Here is a 16,865-nt window from a genome sequence, read left to right as displayed (position 1 = left end):
CGGTGATCGCATCCCTACAGCGATCGCCGGCCGTCCTTCACCCCCGCACTCTCCCGCACCCTCACAACGTCGTCAGGTGGTCACCCGTGCAGATCCTCAGCGTCTTCATATCCGTCGTCGGCGGTCTCGCCGTCTCGTTCCTCATCTATCTGGGGCTCAACTTCATCGTCGCCAAGACGAACACGAGGTGGAACGCGAGGCTCCTGCCCTATGTGTTCCTCGGGCCGGTCCTGCTCCTCATCATCGTCTTCCTGCTCGTTCCGACGGGTCTCACCGTCTATCAGAGCCTTCTGAAGACCGACCAGTACGGCTTGCAGTCGTTCGGCGGACTGTCGAACTACGTCGCGCTCTTCACGACGCCGTCGTTCATCCAGACGCTCATCAACAACCTGCTCTGGATCATCGTCGTTCCCGCGATCACGGTCGTCATCGGTCTCGGCGTCGCGACCCTCGCCGACCGCATGGGCCCGAAGCGCGAGAAGACGTTCAAGTCGATCATCTTCCTGCCGATGGCCATCAGCGCGATCGCCGCCTCGTCGATCTGGCAGTTCGTCTACTACTACACGGCACCGGGTCAGCCCGTCGTCGGTCTGCTGAACGGCATCTGGACGGGCCTCACCAAGGCCGACCCGGTGGCGTGGCTCCAGAACGACACCGCCCACGTCAACAGCCTGCTGCTCATGGTCGTCGTGATCTGGCTCAACGCCGGCTACGCGATGGTGCTGCTCTCGGCCGCCATCAAGGGCGTGCCCGAGGAGACCATCGAGGCTGCCCGCATCGACGGCGCCAATGAGCGCCAGGCGTTCTTCCGGGTGGTCGCTCCGCAGATCCGCGCCACGATCGTCGCGGTCTTCATCACGGTGCTGATCACGGTCATGAAGCTCTTCGACATCGTCTTCGCGATGACGAGCGGCCAGTTCAACACGAACGTGCTGGGCATGGAGTTCTACAACCAGTTCTTCTCGTTCAACAACCCGGGGAAGGCGTCGGCCGTCGTCGTCATCCTCATCATCGCGGTCATCCCGGTCATCATCTACCAGGTCCGCACCTACCGTCAGCAGGAGGTCCTCCGATGACCGAGATCGTCCCCACCGTCGTTACCCAGAAGACCAAGACGGGCACCCGCGCCGCGCGGATGACCAAGACGTCCGCCCCCAAGAAGCGCCCCACGCTTACCATCATCCTGGGTCTCGTCGCCGTGCTCTGGATGGTCCCCGCCATCGGCCTTTTCGTGACGAGCTTCCGCAGCACCACCGACGCCCAGACGACCGGCTGGTGGAGTGCGCTCCTCAAGCCGTTCACCTCGGCCTGGACCTTCGACAACTACGTCAACGCCTTCAACGGCGCCGGCGCGGGAACGGGCCAGAGCCTCGGCGGCGAGTTCTTGAACAGCCTCGCCGTCGCGATCCCGGCGACCGTCCTCCCAATCATGTTCGCCGCCTTCGCCGCCTACGCCTTCACCTTCTTGGAGTTCCGCGGCAAAGAGCTTTACTTCGCCGTGATCGTCGGCCTCCTCGTGGTGCCGGTGCAGATCGCGCTGATCCCTGTGCTGCAGACCTACAAGGCGATCACCCAGGCGACGGGCATCCAGATCACGGGCACCTACCCGGCGGCCTGGATCGTCCACTCCGCCTTCGCACTGCCCTTGTGCATCTTCATCCTGCGCAACTACATGTCGACGCTGCCGAACGCGCTCATCGAGGCCGCTCGCGTGGACGGCGCCTCCCACTTCCAGATCTTCTGGCGCCTCGTCATGCCGATGTCGATCCCGGCGCTCGCCTCGTTCGCGATCTTCCAGTTCCTCTGGGTGTGGAACGACTTCCTCGTCGCCTACATCTTCCTGGGCAACGGTTCGCCAGTGCTCCAGCAAGGACTCCTCGGCCTCCTCGGCCAGTACAACCAGGGCTGGAACCTCGTCGCGGCCGGCGCCTTCATCGTGCTGCTCGTACCCCTCGTCGTGTTCCTGTCGCTGCAACGGTTCTTCGTGCGGGGCCTGACCGCCGGATCGGTGAAGTAGAGGCCGGCCGGGCGCGGATCCTGGGCTTCCGATGACGATCCACAGCGACGTGGCCGCCACCCAGCGACAGGGGTTCACAGAGCGAGTCGAGGTCGAGGAGCTCCGGCTCCGCGAGCTGCTCGGGCGTCTCTACGGAGGCGACCCGCGGCTCGCGGAGACCCTCGATGGGCTGCTGGGCGACGTGCGCGAGGCCTGGTACTCGCGGCCTGACGAGCTGAAGGAGCTCGACGAGCACCGCCAGCGTGACCCGCGCTGGTTCGAATCGACCAGGATCCTGGCCGGCGTCTGCTACGTCGACCTCTACGCCGGAACCTTCGCCGATCTCATCGAGCGCATCCCGTACTTCGAGGAGCTCGGGCTGACGGTGCTGCACCTGATGCCGGTGTACGACGCGCCCGAGCCGAACTCCGACGGCGGGTATGCCGTGTCGAGCTACCGGGCCACGAGGCCCGCGCTCGGCTCGATCGAGCAGCTCCGCGACCTGGCGACGAAGCTGCGCGAAGCAGGCATCTCGCTGGCACTCGACTTCGTCTTCAACCACACCTCCGACGAGCACGAGTGGGCGCAACGGGCGCTCGAGGGCGACCCCGAGTACGAGGACTACTACTGGATCTACCCCGACCGCGAAATGCCCGACGCGTTCGAGCGCACCACGCGCGAGATCTTTCCCGACAACCACCCGGGCAGTTTCGTGCCGGTGCAGGGCGATCGGTGGGCGTGGGCGACGTTCCACTCGTTCCAGCTCGACCTCAACTACTCGAACCCCCGCGTCTTCCGGGCCATGGCGCGCGAGATGCTCTTTCTCGCGAATCTCGGCGTCGAGATCCTGCGCATGGACGCGGTGGCCTTCATCTGGAAGCGACTCGGCACCTCGAGCGAGAACCTCCCCGAGGCGCACCTGCTGCTGCAGGCGTTCAACGCGGTGGTGCGCATGGTCGCACCCGGGGTGCTGTTCCTCTCGGAGGCGATCGTGCACCCCGACGACGTCGTCGACTACATCAGCCCCGACGAGTGCCAGCTCAGCTACAACCCGCTGCAGATGGCGCTGCTTTGGAGCACCCTCGCCACCCGCGACGTCGGCCTCCTCGCCCAGGCGCTCGCCCACCGGCACGCCCTGCCTCCGGGCACCGCGTGGGTCAACTACCTCCGCAGCCACGACGACATCGGCTGGACCTTCGCCGACGAAGACGCGCGCCAGCTCGGCATCGACCCCGACGCGCACCGGCAGTTCTTGAACCGCTTCTACGTCGGACGGTTCGAGGGCAGCTTCGCGCACGGCACCCCGTTTCAGACCAACCCGAAGACCGGCGACAGCCGGGTGTCGGGGGCGACGGCGTCACTGGCCGGCATCGAGGTCGACCCCGAGGGGGCGATCCGGCGGATCCTTCTGTCGCAGTCGATCGTGCTGTCGACCGGCGGAATCCCGCTGCTGTACCTCGGCGACGAGGTCGGGCAGACGAGCGATTCGAGCTACCTCGAGGATCCCGGAAAAGCCGCTGACAGCCGATGGTCGGGCCGACCTCCCTACCCCGGGGCGCGGTACGCGGAACGGCACGATCTCGCGAGCGCTTCCGGCCGCCTCTACGCCGGGGTGCGGCGGCTCCTCGCGGTGAGGGCGGAGCTGCCCGCGATGGCCGGCGGGGCGCTCGTGCCGTTCGAGACGCATGACTCGCGGGTGCTGGGGTTCGTGCGGCCCGGGGGTGTTCTTTCTTCTGCGTCTGTGCTCGTTCTCGCGAACTTCGGGGACGACGCTGCGACCGTCTCGGCACTGACCCTGTCGGGGATGCCCGCTTCGGCCGTCGACGCGATGTCGGGCGAGACGTTCGACCTGCGGCAGCCGCTGGTGCTCGGTCCGCAGCGGTTCGTCTGGCTCCAGGTGTAGCGGTGGTCGGCGCGTCGGATCCTCGAGCCGAGCTCCAGCGCGCCGCCTACTCACCGGACGCCTCGCCCGAGCAGGCCCGCCTGGCGCTCGCGCGGTTGCAGGCCTGGGATGCGGCGGCTTCGCGCCCCTCTTCGCCGCCTTCCCCTCCTTCTTCCCCGCCTTCCCCTTCCTCCCCTGCTTCGGTGGTGTCTCGCTCTGTCGGCCCAGTGCCGCGCCCACGGACCTCGCGTCGGCGAATCGCCCTCCTCGCCGGCATCGCAGTGCTGCTCGTCGCAGGCGGACTCGCCGCCGGTATCCAGCTCGCTCAGCACAGCGCCGCCACCAGATCTGCCACCGCGCTGAGCCGCGCCGAAGCCGACTCCGACCTCGGACGCGCGCTCGCTCGCCCGCAGCAGCCGTCCGACCTGCCGCTGGGATACCAGTCGGGCTCGGGCTCGGCCTACCCGGGCGACTCCTACCGCCTCCTCTTCGACGGTCAGCCGCGCGCGGGATCAGCCGTTCTCCGCTGGCGTGTCTGGGTCGGCCAGGGCATCGACGCCGATCACCTGTGCCTCGTCGCCGCCTACGACTCGTCGCGCGGTGTGTCGACCTGCCTGCCACGCGCCGAGATGCTCACCTCGACGGTCACACTGACGAGCCCCGTCGGCGTGCAGCCACTCTCGGTCGCGATCAAGGCCGGTCGGGTCGTCGTCGACGTCGGGTGAGTGTCGGTAGCCCCACGCGGCGTTGGCCCCGGTGCCCGCGACGACAATTCAGGCCATAGGCGTCAGCCTGGCCGGGGCGCTGCAGGTTTCGCGGGGCTGTGCCGCTTATGGCCTGAATTGCCGCACCCGCGTGAGCCGGTGGCCGGTCCGCGGGTTGGGCCGGCCGCGGCGGGCGGCGCGGTCGCGTTCGGCAATTCAGGCTTGAGACGTGCGGCTGGGCTGAGCGCCGTTGGTTTAGTGGGGCTGGGTTGCTTGTGGCCTGAATTGCCGCACCCGCGAGAGCCGGTGGCCGGGCCGCGGGTTGGGTCGGCCGTGGGCCGGGCGGGGCTCGGGCGGCGCGGCAGCGTTCGGCAATTCAGGCCAGAGACGTATGGCTGGGCTGAGCGCCGTTGGTTTTACGAGGCCGGGCTGCTTGTGGCCTGAATTGCCGCACCCGCGAGCGGCCGGGCGGGGCTCGGGCGGGCTCGGGCTGCGCGGCAGCGTTCGGCAATTCAGGCTAGAGACGCGAGATGTGGCGTAGCGGGGCTCGGCGCAGGGGACCTGTTGCCTATGGCCTGAATTCCCGACGGCAACGGCAACGGCAACGGCAACGGCAGCGTCAGCCGTCAGCCGCCGACCCGGCCCGGCCGGTCAGCGTCGGCCACCGCAGCGCCAACCTCAGGCGCCGCCCCGACCCCCACGCTCAGCGTCCCGAGCAGCCGCAGGAGCCCGGCCGAGTCGGCGTCGTCGGCCGCGTGCAAGATGACCAGGAGTTGCCCGTCGGCCCCGCGGATCGCGAGCTTCTCGCGACGCAGCGTCAGGTCGCCGACCTGAGGGTGTCGGTACTGCGTGATGCCGCCCTGGCCCGCGCGCACATCGTGCCGGGCCCACAGGCGGCGGAACTCGTCGCTGGCGAGCGACAGCTCACCGACGAGCTGCACGACGCGCGGGTCGTCGGTGTCCGTGCCGATCGCCGCCCGGAAATTGGCGACGATGCCAGGGAGGAGGCGCGACCAATCGGGGTAGAGAGCGCGCTCATCGCGGTCGAGAAACACGTCGCGCAGCCGGTTGCGGCCGACGGCGAGACTGGGGTTGAGGGCGGTCGCCAGGTCGTTCGTGGCGAGCACGTCGAGGGCGCGGCTCTCGACGAAGGCCGGCAGGCCGAGCACTCCGAGCAGCTGGCGGATGGATTCGGGGGCGACTTCGCGTCGGATCCTGGGCTTCGCGGTGCGAGCGGAAGCCGGCTGACCGAGCCGGACCAGATGCTCGGTCGCCTCGTCGTCGAGCTGGAAGACCCCGGCGAGCGCGGTCAGCACCTGCACCGAGGGGTTGCGGTCCCGGCCCTGCTCGAGGCGGAGGTAGTAGTCGGCGCTGATTCCGGCGAGCATCGCGACCTCTTCGCGGCGGAGTCCGGTGACGCGGCGGATGCCCCCGACCCGCAGGCCCACGTCGCTCGGCTGCACGAGTTCGCGGCGTGCGCGGAGGAACTCCCCCAGCTCCGTCGACTCGCTCATGGGGCAACGCTAACCCCGCGCGCCCCGATCGTGCCTGGCCCTGCCAGACCCAGGAACGCCGGGGCACTGCCGTCCGCGCTCCACCAGGCGCACGATGGATGCATGACCAACACGACTCTCCCCGGCGGCGTCTTCTCGGCCGCGCCCGACCTCCAGCTCACCCGCGTCGGATACGGCGCCATGCAACTCGCCGGCCCCCACGTCTTCGGCCCGCCTGCCGACCGCGACGAGGCGCTCGCCGTGCTGCGCGAGGTCGTCGAGCTCGGCATAACGCACATCGACACCGCCGATTTCTACGGCCCCTTCGTCACGAACGAGCTGATCAAGGAGGCGCTGCACCCCTATGCGAGCGACCTCCGCATCATCACGAAGGTCGGTTCGCAGCGCGATGACGAGGGCAACTGGATCCCGTCGACCACTCCCGAGTCGCTGACGAAGCAGGTGCACGACAACCTTGGTCGTCTCGGCGTGGAGGCGCTCGACGTGGTGAACCTGCGTATGGGCGGGTTCGACGCCCCCGAGCCGGGCTCGATCGCGACCGAGTTCGAGGCGCTCGTCGCCCTGCAGAAAGAGGGGCTCATCAAGCATCTCGGGCTCAGCACCGTCAACGCCGAGCAGATCGCCGAGGCCCAGTCCATCGCGCCCATCGTGACCGTGCAGAACCTGTACAACATCGCCAACCGCCGAGACGACGCGCTGATCGACTCGCTCGCGGCGCAGGGCGTGTCGTATGTGCCGTACTTCCCGCTGGGCGGCTTCACTCCGCTCCAGTCAGAAACTCTAGGATCCGTCGCGGCCGAACTCGACACCACCCCGATGTCCGTGGCCCTCGCCTGGCTTCTTCAGCGGTCGCCTAACCTGCTGCTAATTCCGGGTACCTCGTCGCGCGCGCACCTCCGCGAGAACGTGGCCGGCGCCGGCCTCGAGCTGTCGGCCGATGTCGTCGCGCGCTTGGATGCGATCGGCGCCTGACACCGGCGCCCTCGTCATCGCAGGCGGGGCGGCGGATCAGCCGCCCCACCCGAGAAAGGGCGATCAGGCGGTCGGCAACCACACCCGCATGGTCGACGGGCCCTCATTCGCCCAGGTGGCATAGGGACGAAGGATCCCCTCCGACGCCCCTCGACCCTCGTCGGCAGGGGCTTCGCCGTACGGCCACCCCGCCCGTCCGAGGCCGTCCGTGCCCTCCGCTCCGGCCGTTCCCGCCGTTCCGGGCGCGGCAGGTGTCACCAGCGTCACGCCGGCCCCGGTCTCGGTCGTCAGTAGCGGTGCCGAGGTGTCGACCCGCACGTCGTTGACAGTTCGGTCGGAGGCCTGCGCCTCGAGGCAGAGCACGAGCGGCCCGCGCTCGACGGCGACGGTGCCGCGGACGGCGTCGATCCGCGGGTCGGGTGTGACCCAGCGCGCCTCCATCGGCAGGTCGAGCACGACGGTGTCGCCGGGGGCGAACCGGCGCGTGACGCTGACCGAATCGCCGTCGACCCGCTCGGGAGCGTCGGATCCGACGGTGACGTCGGCGTGGCCGGCCCAGGCGGGAATCCTCAGGGTCAACGTGACCTCGCTGGCCGTCTGCTCGCGCGAGGTGACTACGATGCGGCCCTCGGCCGGGTAGCCACTGACGACCGAGAACGAGACCGCGGTGCCCGAGTCGAGCGTCGTGTCGATGTCGTAGCTGCCGTACTGGTGCAGCTGCACACCGTCGTGGGTCTTGGTCGCGAAGTAGAGCTCGACGCTGGCGAGAGTGCGGGCGACGTTCGTCGGGCAGCACGAGACCTCGAACCAGGGTGCGCGGAGGCTCGACAGGGCCCGGGCGTTCAGCTCGTCTTCGTCGGGCACGGTGCCCGGAACGCGCTGGTGCAGCGTGTTCGTGTAGAAGAACGCCCGACCGTCTTCGCGCGGTGAGGCCATGACGTTGTTCAGCAGCGTCCGCTCGAGCAGGTCGGCGTACTTCGTGTCGCCGTGCTGCAGCAGCAGCCGCCACGACAGCATGTTCGAGCCGATGCCCGCGCAGGTCTCGGAGTAGGCGCGGTCGGGCGGCAGCTCGAAGTCGGCGCCGAAGGCCTCGTCTTGGTGGTGCGATCCCATTCCGCCGGTGATGTAGGTGCGAGTCGCGACGGTGTGGTTCCACTGCCGCTCGACGGCCGCGGCGAGGGCCTGGTCGCCCAGCTCGACCGCGACGTCGAGCGCTCCGGAGGCGAGGTAGAGGGCGCGCACGGCGTGACCGCGGAGGGTCTCCGCTTCGCGCACCGGCTGGTCGTCCTGGAAGTATTCCTGGCCGTACTCGATCGGCTTGAGCAGACCGCGGCCGCGACGCTCGACGAACAGCGCCGCGAGCTCGAGGTAGCGGGCGTCGCCGGTGGCGCGACCGAGCTCGGCGAGGGCGGGTTCGATCTCGGGGTGTCCGCACACGGCCTCGCGTCCGGACGGACCGAAGGTGGCATAGAGGTGGTCCGCCAGACGGATGGCGACATCGACGAGACGGCCGGATCCTGCGGTTCGGATTCGCGCGACGGCCGCCTGAATGAGGTGCCCGAAGCAATACAGCTCGTGGCCCCACTCGAGGTTCGAGTAACGGGCGGGCTGGCCGGGGCGGCCGAAGCTGGTGTGCAGGTAGCCGTCGGCCTCCTGCGCCGAGGCCACCCGCTCGACGAGGGAGTCGTAGCGCTGCTGCAGGTCGGGGTTCTCGCCGTGGCCGAGATCCCACGCCATCGCCTCGAGCAGCTTGTAGATCTCGGAGTCGACGAACTCGATGCCGGAATGCTCCCAGCCGGTGTCGCTGCTGGCCGCCCGGTCGAAGTTGCCGATCCAGCCGATGCGCTCCATCCACGCCTCGCAGTGGGCGAGGACGACGTCGGAGTTCTTCTGCTGCCACGAGCGCCAGTAGCCCTCGGACAGCCGGATCTCGGTGGAGTCGAGCGGGGTGAGCTTCGAGGTGGACGGGGCGACGGGGCCACCTCGGAAGGCGGAGTGCGTCTGCGGGTCGGAGGGGGTCGGGGTGTCGACGAGCTGGGTCATGGGTCAGTCCTTCACGGCGCCGGCGGTGACACCGGCGGCGACATAGCGTTGGGCGACGACGAGGAGAATCGTCGCGGGGATGGAGGCGACGACGGCGGTGGCCATGATCGCGTTCCAGTCCTGGTTGTTGTTGCCGATGTAGCGGTAGATGCCGAGCGTGATCGTCTGCGACGTGCCGCCCGAGTTGAGGGTCGACGAGAAGACGAAGTCCGACCAAGCCCAGAGGAACGCGAACAGGCTGACCGTGACGACCGAGTTGCGGCTGACCGGCAGCACCACCGAGGTGAACGTGCGCCAGGTGCTGGCGCCGTCGAGCTTCGCGGCCGACATCAGCTCGTCGGGGATTCCCGACATGAACGCGGTGAAGATCAGCACGCCGAACGGCACGGCGAGGGTCGAGTCGGCGATGATGAGCCCGCCGGCCTGGTTCAAGATGCCGAGGTTGAGGTAGATCGCGTAGAAGCCCATCGCGATGATCACCTGCGGGATCATCTGCGCGACGATCAGGATGAACGACAGGGCGCCGCCGCCCCGGGGTCGGAGCTTGGCCAGCGCGAACGCGGCCGGTGCCGAGACGGCGACCGTCAGCACGACCGTGCCGAGGCCGACCAGCAGGCTGGTGCCGAGGTAGGGCAGTTGCTGCTGGATCACCTGGGTGTAGCCGTCGAAGGTCGCGTTGAACGGGAACCACGACGGCGGGGTGCTGCGCATCTCGGAGGCCGGCGTCAGCGAGACGTTGACCATCCAGTAGACGGGAAACAGCATGATGGCGGTGAAGAGCACGCCGAGGGCGCTCTTCCACATTGTGCGTGGGCCGCGGTTGCGTTTGGGCGCCGAGGCGGTCGAGGCCCCGGGGGCCGGGCGGGCCCCGGCGGGCCGGGTGAGGGTGGCGGACATTACTGAGCCTGCTTTCTCTGCACGCGCAGGTACAAGAACCCGAAGATCAGGGCGATGACGATGAGGAGGTTGCCGACGGCCGCGGCCGGGCTGAAGTTCGGCAGTGTCGAGCCGAATCCGAGCTGGTACGACCAGATGGCGAAGGTGGTCGACGCGTTGCCGGGGCCGCCCTTGGTCATGATCCAGATGATGTCGAAGACCTTCAGCGTGTAGACGAGGCCGAGCAGGATCGTGATCGCCGAGACCGGCTTGAGCAGCGGGAAGGTGATGCGCCAGAACTTCTGCCAGGCGTTCGCCCCGTCGAGCGAGGCGGCCTCGTAGATGTCGGTCGAGATGTTCTGCAGCCCCGAGTAGAGGATGACGAGGTTGAACGGGATGCCGATCCAGATGTTTGCGATGATCACCGCGATCAGCGCCCACTGCGGCGACGTGAGCCAGTTAATGCCGGTGCCGCCGAACGACGTGATGACCGAGTTGATCACGCCCGAGTCGCTGTTCATCATCCACGACCAGGTCGATGCCGAGACGATCAGCGGCAGCAGCCACGGCACCAGGAACAGTGCTCGAAGGGTCGACGAGAGACGGAAGTTCTGGAAGAAGAACACCGCCAGCGCCATCCCGATCGAGAACTGGAAGGCGATCGACACCCCGGTGAAGAGGAGCGTGTTGCGAAGGGCCGGGCCGAACGTAGGATCCTGGAACACGGCTACGAAATTGGCCAACCCGACGAAGGGCGCTGTGCCGTCGATGAACGACCGCACCGTGTAGTCGCGTACGGCCAGGTCGACGTTCTTGATCAGCGGGTAGGCGTAGAAGATCGCTAGGTACGCCACGACGGGCAGGATGAACGCCCACGCGGCGAGCTGGTCGGCGCGGAAGCGCCTCTTCAGCGAGGGGCGGACCGGGGGCCCGGCGTCGACGGCCGGGCTCCCGGCCGGCGGGGCGGCCTCGGGGCGTTCGATGATGGTGTTGCTCATGGTGCGTGCTCCTTCGAGGCCGCTGGTACTACTTGGTGGCTGCAGCCGCAGCCGTTTGGGCCTGCTTCAGCGCGTCCTCGGCCGACTGCGAGCCGCTGAGGCTGTTCTGCACGGCCTTCCACATCTGCTCCGAGATCTTCGGGTACTTCGTGCCGAGGTTGTCGCTGGTGCGGCCCTTGGCATCGCCGACCGCGGTCACCCACGGCTCGAGGTCGGGGTTGTCAGCGACCTGCTTCTCTTGAGCGGCCTTCGTCGGAGCGACGTACGAGAGCGTGTTGTCGGTCGAGACGACGTTCGCGGTGCTCGTGAGGCACGACTGGATCTTCGCCGAGACGGCGTAGCGGGCCGAGTCTTTCTGCACGGGGATCGTCAGGAACTCGCCGCCGGTCGGAGCGGGAGCGGCTCCGCCGTCTTTGGCCGGGATCGAGATGATGCCGTAGTCGATCTTCGAGGCCTTCACTCCCGCGAGCTGCCAGGTGCCGTTCTCGCTGAAGGCGAAGTCGCCGGTAAGGAACTCCTGCCACGACGTGGTCTGGGTGTTGTTGATCACCGAGTTGGGGGCGTAGCCCTTGTTGACCCAGTCGGTCCAGAGCGACAGAGCTGACACGGCATCGGACGAGTCGAGCTGGTCGAGGTTCGCGCCGGAGCCCCAGTACCAGGGCAAGAACTGGAAGCTGCCCTCTTCGGTGCCGATCCCGGCAAAGGTGATGCCCTTGTCTCCCTTGGCCTTGACCTTGGCAAGTGCGTCGGTCAGCGACGTCCAGTCGGTGATCTTCGCGGGGTCGACGCCCGCTGCCGACAGGATCTTCTTGTTGTAGTAGAGGGCCAGGGTGTTGGCGCCGATGGGCACGCCATACGTCTTGCCGTCGACCTGACCGGCGGCGAGAATGTTCGCCTCGATGTCGGTCGTGCTCGTCTTCGTCTCGGCGGTGTCGGTGAGCAGGCCGGCGTCGGCGAGCGTCGAGACGACCGGGTTGTCGACGAGCAGCAGGTCGGGCGAGTTGCCCTGCTGGCCGGCGAGGAGGGCCTTGCTCGTCAGGTCGGAGGTGTCGTAGCCGGTCCGCTTGACGGTGACGCCGGCTTCGGTGCCGCACTTCTCGACGAGTTTGGTCCACGCCGACGAACCGTCGAACTGGGGGTACGGATCCCAGAACGTGTAGGTGCCGGAGGCGGCCGAGCCGCCGTTGCCGCCGGCGCCGCCGGTCGAGCAGCCGGTGAGCGCGGCGGAGGCGGTGGCGATGCCGACGAGCGCGGCGAAGGCGCGCTTGCGGCGAGGGGTGAAGATCACAGTGATTCCTCTCTGAATGCAGAGTGTCTGCAGGTTGCCTGGGTCAAGAGAGGCCCGCTGTGAGGGTGATCTCTCCGATGAAATCAAAACCGAAAGCGGTTTCGGTAGGAACCTAATAGCCGATTAGTTTGCTTGTCAACGACTTCATGAACTAATTTCGGAACATGGCCGAACAGCAGCGGGGCGACACGGGCGCTCTCCCGAAGTCGACGCTCGCCGACGTGGCCCGCCTGGCCGGTGTCTCGATCGCCACCGCATCGAAAGCCTTGAACAAGAAGACCCACGTGCGCGAAGAGACACGCAGGCGCGTCGAAGAGGCGGCCAGCTCGCTCGACTTCACCCCGAACTTCTTCGCGAAGGCCCTGAACTCGACGCGCACCAACACCATCGGCATGATCACCAGCGACCTCGACAACCGTTTCGTGCTGCCGATCCTGCTCGGCGCCGAAGACGCTTTCGGGTCGGGCTCCCTCTCGGTGCTTCTGGCCGATGCTCGCGACGACGTTCTGCGCGAGCAGCTCCTGGTGCAGACCCTGCTCACCCGCCGGGTCGACGGCCTCCTCATCGTGGGTCGCACGACGAACTCCCGCCCGCCGGCGACCGTGCCCGGCGACGTGCCGGTCGTCTACGTCTACGCCCCCTCCGACGACGATGCCGACACGTCGTTCACGCCCGACAACGTGATGGCCGGTCGTCTCGCCGCCGAGCGCCTGCTCAAGGCGGGCCGCACCCGCATCGCCCTCGTCAACGGCGAGGCCTCGTACGCCGCCGCCCGCGATCGCGCGGAGGGCGTCGCCCAGGCGATGGAAGAAGCGAGGATCCCACTGGTCGGCGGCAAATCATTGTTCGGTCAGTGGGGTGAGGGCTGGGGTCGCGACTGTGCGCGGCTCCTCGCTTCAGCGCACTCCGACCTCGATGGCATCGTCGCCGGCAGCGACCACATCGCCCGCGGCGTCATCGACGCCCTCCGCGAGGAGGGCCGCCGTGTGCCGGACGACGTCTCGGTGGTCGGCTTCGACAACTGGGATATCCTCGTGCGCGAATCCCGCCCGCCCCTCACCAGCGTTGACATGAATCTCGACGACCTCGGCCGCTCCGCCGCCCAGGCCCTCGTCGATGCGATCGACGGTCGGCCCCGCACCGGTCGCCATGTGGAGCCGGTGCGGTTGGTGGTGCGGGAGTCGTAGGGGGTGTCCCGGGCGCCGGCCTGAGGTAGGGCTGAGGCCGGCGCCCGGTCTCGCCGCTCTAGGCCGCGCCGTGGCTCGCGCGACTGCGCCTCGAGAGCGAGTCGATGATGACGGCCAGCAGCAGCACGGCACCCGTGATCATGTAGCGGATCGACGAGTCGAGGCTGAGCAGCGTGAGGCCGTTCGAGATCGACTGGATCACGATGATGCCGAGCAGCGCCGACCACGCGCTGCCGCGACCGCCGAAGAGGCTCGTTCCGCCGATGACGGCTGCCGCGATGGCATTGAGGTTGGTGTCTCCGGCGCCCGACGAGAGGCTGGCCGAGTTGAGACGCGAGGCGGCAAGGATCCCTCCCACCGTCGCGAAGATCGACGTCAGCATGAACACCGAGATGTAGATCCGGTTGACGCGGATGCCCGACCGGCGAGCGGCCTCGACGTTGCCTCCGACCGCGAAGACCGACCGTCCCCACTTCGTGCGCTTGAGCACGAAGTTCATCAGCACGACCAGGGCGATGAAGAAGACGAACGACGTTCCCGTGCCGAAGTCGCGCGACAGGTACCAGACGATGATGCAGAGGCCGACGAGCATCGCGACCGCCTTGATGATCGTCAGCGACAGCGGCCCGGTAGAGAGCCCTGCTCGACGACGTCGGCTGGCGCGGCGGAGGTCGGAGGCCAGCAGCCCGCCCGCGGCCAGCGCGGCGAGAGCGTAGGCGAGCCACGGCGGCAGGTACGACGCCGACGCGAACTGGACGATCGGCGACGTGTACGGCAGGTTGATCGAGCCGTTCGGCCCGAGGATCAGCAGCTGCAGGCCGAGGAACCCGAGGAGCCCGGCGAGGGTGATCACGAAGCTCGGCACGCCGAAGCGGGTGAAGAGCAGCCCGTAGAGGAGGCCGACGGCGGCGCCCACCGCGAGCGAGACGACGATGACCAGCCAGAGCGGCCAGGCCAGCGAGGTGAGGCCCTGCCCGAGGATCGCAGCCGCGAGGCCGCTGACACTGCCCACCGACAGGTCGATCTCGCCGAGGAGGAGCACCAAAACGATGCCGATGGCGATGGTGCCGACCGCGGCGCACTGCAGGGCCAGGTTGACCAGGTTGCCGGGGGAGAGGAAGTCGGGGGAGAGGATCTGGAAGACCGCCCAGATGACGACCAGCCCGACGATGACGGGGAGGGAGCCGATGTCACCGCCCCGCACGCGACGGACGAATGCCTTGCTGGCGCCCGAGAGCCCCTGATCGCGAAGGAGTCGCTCGTCTTGGAGGTCGGCGGCGGAGGGCGTGGGCGTTGCCGCGGTGAGGGTCTCGTCGAAGTTGCTCATACGGGTTCTTCCTGGTCGGATCGGGCCGCGGCGCGGCGAGTCACGGCGTTCTCAGTCGCTCCGGTGATGGAGGCGATGATCTCTTCGTAGGTGACGTCGTCGATGCGGAACGTGCCGTTGTTGCGGCCGAGGCGCAAGACGGCCACGCGATCGGCGACCGCCTGGACGTCGGCGAGGTTGTGGCTGATGAGGATGACGCCGAGACCTCGTTCGCGCAGCCTCTCCACGAGGTTCAAGACCTCGGCGGTCTGCGCGACGCCGAGGGCGGCGGTCGGTTCGTCGAGGATGACGACCTGGGGCTCGCCGATCAGCGAGCGGGCGATCGCGACCGTCTGCCGCTGCCCGCCGGAAAGGGAGGCGATGGGAATCCGGACCGATGGGATCCTTGCGGCCAGTTGCTGGAGCAGCTCCCAGGAGCGGCGCTCCATCTCTTCTTCGTCGAGGGTGCCGTGGGTGATCTCACGCCCCAGGTAGAGGTTCGCGACGACGTCGAGGTTGTCGGCGAGGGCGAGGTCTTGGAACACGGTCGCGATGCCGAGGGACTGCGCGGCGGCCGGATTGGGAACGGTGACGTTCTCGCCGTTGAAGGTGATGCTGCCCCGATCGGGCGTGTAGACGCCGGCCAGGATCTTGACGAAGGTGGATTTTCCGGCACCGTTGTCGCCGACGATCGCCACGATCTCGCCCGGGTAGACGTCGAAGTCGATGTCGGTCAGCGCCTGCACGGCACCGAATCGCTTGCTGATTCCCCGGAGGGACATGACGGGCTCCGGAGCGCCGTGGACATTCGGGATTGCTGTCGTCACTTGACGATCCTCGCTCTGTGAAGAGGACCGCTCGGCCCGGAGGCCGAGCGGTCCGACGGGGGTTACTTGATGCCGTTGCTGCTGCAGGCCGAGGCGTACTCCGACGTGCAGACCTGGCTGGCCGTGTACAGGCCGTCCTTGATGACGGTCGACTCGATGTTCGCGGTCGTCACGGCCACGGGGTCGAGGAGGAACGACTTGATGCTCGCTCCGCCGGCGGTCTTGACGGTCGTGTCGGCCGCGGGCTTCTTGCCCTGGGCGAGCTGAATCGCGAGGTCGGCGGCCTGGCTGGCCTCCGGCTTGAATGCCTTGTAGACGGTCATGTACTGCTCACCCGAGAGGATGCGCTGGATTCCCGCGAGGGAGGCGTCCTGACCGGTGACCGGAGGCAGCTTCTTCACGCCGGCCGACTTCAGAGCCGCGATGACACCGCCACCGGTGTCATCGTTGGCCGCGTAGACGCCGGTGATCTTGTCGGCACCCAGCTTCGAGATCTGTCCGGCGGCCCAGTCCTGAGCCTTGGCCGGGTCCCATCCGGGTGTGTCGTACTCGGCGAGCACCTTGTAGCCGCTCGCGTCGATGACCTTGTGGGCACCGGCCTTGAACTGCGAGGCGTTGTTGTCGGTCGGCGATCCGTTCACCATGATGATGCCGGAACCCTCGGCGACGTTCTTGGCCTTGAGGGCCGCGACGAGGGCCGTGCCCTGCAGCTCTCCGACCTTCTCGTTGTCGAACGAGATGTAGTAGCTGAGGTCGGCGCTGTCGATGAGACGGTCGTACGAGATGACGGGCACGTTCTTCTGCTTCGCCTGCTGCACGATCGAGGCCGCGGCCTCGCCGTCGAAGGGGTCGAGCACAAGCACCTTGACGCCCTGGGTCAGCATGGACTGCGCCTGCTGGAGTTGCTTCGACGCGTCGCCGTCGGCGTTCGCGTAGACCACCGAGCAGCCGGGGCATTTGCTCTTGACTTCGGCGGTGAAGAGCGGCTTGTCGGCGCTGGCGTACCGTGCGGTCACGGAGTCGGGAAGGAGGAGGCCGATCTTGGCTTTGGAGGCGTCGCCGGTGCCGCCGCCACCACCTCCGCCGTTGCCTGCTCCGTTGGAGCAACCCGTGAGGGTTGCGACTGAGAGGACGAGCGCTGCTGCGCCCACGACCGCTCTCATGGTGGCTGTCTTGGTGATGCGTCTCTTGGTGGTGGCCGTCTTCATCGAAAGTCCTCCAGCTGTGTGACCGCCGTCGTTGGCGGTGTCCTGAGCATGCATCAAAGAATCC

At 67.9% G+C, this 16,865-nt stretch carries 14 protein-coding genes; 6 read left to right on the top strand and 8 right to left on the bottom strand.

Going from position 1 to position 16,865, the window contains the following annotated elements:
- Positions 1–86: 86 nt before the first annotated feature.
- The 4 genes from VH571_RS13330 to VH571_RS13315 all read left to right on the top strand — a co-directional run bounded on the left by VH571_RS13330 (position 87) and on the right by VH571_RS13315 (position 4,603).
- Positions 87–1,076 carry a carbohydrate ABC transporter permease gene (locus VH571_RS13330; RefSeq protein WP_055961380.1) on the top strand — a complete coding sequence of 330 codons (990 nt, stop codon included), beginning with the start codon at positions 87–89 and terminating at the stop codon, positions 1,074–1,076.
- Complete coding sequence (locus VH571_RS13325; protein ID WP_084816076.1) at positions 1,073–2,017, top strand: carbohydrate ABC transporter permease; 945 nt, start codon at positions 1,073–1,075, stop codon at positions 2,015–2,017. The genes VH571_RS13330 and VH571_RS13325 overlap by 4 nt, the downstream gene beginning before the upstream one ends.
- Before the next feature lie 31 nt (positions 2,018–2,048).
- A complete protein-coding gene (locus tag VH571_RS13320) occupies positions 2,049–3,899 on the top strand; it encodes an alpha-amylase family protein (protein WP_423264987.1) in 1,851 nt (616 codons plus the stop codon).
- Between the two features lie 206 nt (positions 3,900–4,105).
- Positions 4,106–4,603, top strand: coding sequence for a hypothetical protein (locus VH571_RS13315; protein ID WP_423264986.1), 498 nt, complete (start codon positions 4,106–4,108; stop codon positions 4,601–4,603).
- Positions 4,604–5,208: 605 nt separating this feature from the next.
- On the opposite strand, the gene VH571_RS13310 is transcribed toward VH571_RS13315, so the two are convergent.
- Positions 5,209–6,096, bottom strand: coding sequence for a helix-turn-helix domain-containing protein (locus VH571_RS13310; protein WP_423264985.1), 888 nt, complete (start codon positions 6,094–6,096; stop codon positions 5,209–5,211).
- Between the two features lie 102 nt (positions 6,097–6,198).
- Here VH571_RS13310 and VH571_RS13305 point away from each other — a divergent pair, with 102 nt between their 5' ends.
- Entirely contained in the window at positions 6,199–7,068 is an 870-nt protein-coding gene (locus tag VH571_RS13305) for an oxidoreductase (protein ID WP_423264984.1), read from the top strand.
- Positions 7,069–7,131: 63 nt separating this feature from the next.
- Here the strand turns inward: VH571_RS13305 and VH571_RS13300 are convergent, their stop codons facing one another.
- Genes VH571_RS13300 through VH571_RS13285 form a run of 4 tightly spaced genes read right to left on the bottom strand, consistent with a single transcriptional unit; the run spans position 7,132 to position 12,273 of the window.
- Positions 7,132–9,111: a glycoside hydrolase family 127 protein gene (locus tag VH571_RS13300; RefSeq protein WP_423264983.1), complete on the bottom strand. Its 1,980-nt coding sequence runs from the start codon at positions 9,109–9,111 to the stop codon at positions 7,132–7,134.
- Positions 9,112–9,114: 3 nt separating this feature from the next.
- Complete coding sequence (locus tag VH571_RS13295; protein ID WP_423264982.1) at positions 9,115–10,008, bottom strand: carbohydrate ABC transporter permease; 894 nt, start codon at positions 10,006–10,008, stop codon at positions 9,115–9,117.
- Complete coding sequence (locus tag VH571_RS13290) at positions 10,008–10,985, bottom strand: carbohydrate ABC transporter permease (RefSeq protein ID WP_423264981.1); 978 nt, start codon at positions 10,983–10,985, stop codon at positions 10,008–10,010. The genes VH571_RS13295 and VH571_RS13290 overlap by 1 nt, the downstream gene beginning before the upstream one ends.
- A gap of 28 nt (positions 10,986–11,013) precedes the next feature.
- The gene (locus VH571_RS13285) at positions 11,014–12,273 is read right to left on the bottom strand and encodes a sugar ABC transporter substrate-binding protein (protein WP_233572950.1); all 1,260 of its coding nucleotides are present in this window, start codon (positions 12,271–12,273) and stop codon (positions 11,014–11,016) included.
- 164 nt (positions 12,274–12,437) lie between these two features.
- Here VH571_RS13285 and VH571_RS13280 point away from each other — a divergent pair, with 164 nt between their 5' ends.
- Entirely contained in the window at positions 12,438–13,460 is a 1,023-nt protein-coding gene (locus VH571_RS13280; RefSeq protein ID WP_423264980.1) for a LacI family DNA-binding transcriptional regulator, read from the top strand.
- A 58-nt stretch (positions 13,461–13,518) separates the two neighbouring features.
- Here the strand turns inward: VH571_RS13280 and VH571_RS13275 are convergent, their stop codons facing one another.
- From VH571_RS13275 to VH571_RS13265, 3 genes are all read right to left on the bottom strand, one after another.
- Complete coding sequence (locus tag VH571_RS13275) at positions 13,519–14,787, bottom strand: sugar ABC transporter permease (protein ID WP_423264979.1); 1,269 nt, start codon at positions 14,785–14,787, stop codon at positions 13,519–13,521.
- Positions 14,784–15,548: an ATP-binding cassette domain-containing protein gene (locus tag VH571_RS13270; protein WP_423265015.1), complete on the bottom strand. Its 765-nt coding sequence runs from the start codon at positions 15,546–15,548 to the stop codon at positions 14,784–14,786. The genes VH571_RS13275 and VH571_RS13270 overlap by 4 nt, the downstream gene beginning before the upstream one ends.
- 107 nt (positions 15,549–15,655) lie before the next feature.
- Positions 15,656–16,801 (bottom strand): sugar ABC transporter substrate-binding protein, encoded by a 1,146-nt coding sequence (locus VH571_RS13265; protein ID WP_423264978.1) that lies wholly within the window; start codon positions 16,799–16,801, stop codon positions 15,656–15,658.
- Positions 16,802–16,865: the final 64 nt, after the last annotated feature.

Source organism: Frondihabitans sp. 4ASC-45, assembly GCF_049472575.1.
Taxonomy (GTDB): domain Bacteria; phylum Actinomycetota; class Actinomycetes; order Actinomycetales; family Microbacteriaceae; genus Frondihabitans.
Note: the sequence above shows the minus strand (reverse complement) of the source record. Positions and strands in the feature narration are given on the sequence as shown.

Coding starts and splice junctions, on each gene's coding strand:
- VH571_RS13265 (WP_423264978.1), bottom strand. CDS start 16,801: ATGAAGACGGCCACCACCAAGAGACGCATCACCAAGACAGCCACCATG.
- VH571_RS13320 (WP_423264987.1), top strand. CDS start 2,049: ATGACGATCCACAGCGACGTGGCCGCCACCCAGCGACAGGGGTTCACA.
- VH571_RS13300 (WP_423264983.1), bottom strand. CDS start 9,111: ATGACCCAGCTCGTCGACACCCCGACCCCCTCCGACCCGCAGACGCAC.
- VH571_RS13290 (WP_423264981.1), bottom strand. CDS start 10,985: ATGAGCAACACCATCATCGAACGCCCCGAGGCCGCCCCGCCGGCCGGG.
- VH571_RS13270 (WP_423265015.1), bottom strand. CDS start 15,548: ATGTCCCTCCGGGGAATCAGCAAGCGATTCGGTGCCGTGCAGGCGCTG.
- VH571_RS13325 (WP_084816076.1), top strand. CDS start 1,073: ATGACCGAGATCGTCCCCACCGTCGTTACCCAGAAGACCAAGACGGGC.
- VH571_RS13295 (WP_423264982.1), bottom strand. CDS start 10,008: ATGTCCGCCACCCTCACCCGGCCCGCCGGGGCCCGCCCGGCCCCCGGG.
- VH571_RS13275 (WP_423264979.1), bottom strand. CDS start 14,787: ATGAGCAACTTCGACGAGACCCTCACCGCGGCAACGCCCACGCCCTCC.
- VH571_RS13280 (WP_423264980.1), top strand. CDS start 12,438: ATGGCCGAACAGCAGCGGGGCGACACGGGCGCTCTCCCGAAGTCGACG.
- VH571_RS13310 (WP_423264985.1), bottom strand. CDS start 6,096: ATGAGCGAGTCGACGGAGCTGGGGGAGTTCCTCCGCGCACGCCGCGAA.
- VH571_RS13305 (WP_423264984.1), top strand. CDS start 6,199: ATGACCAACACGACTCTCCCCGGCGGCGTCTTCTCGGCCGCGCCCGAC.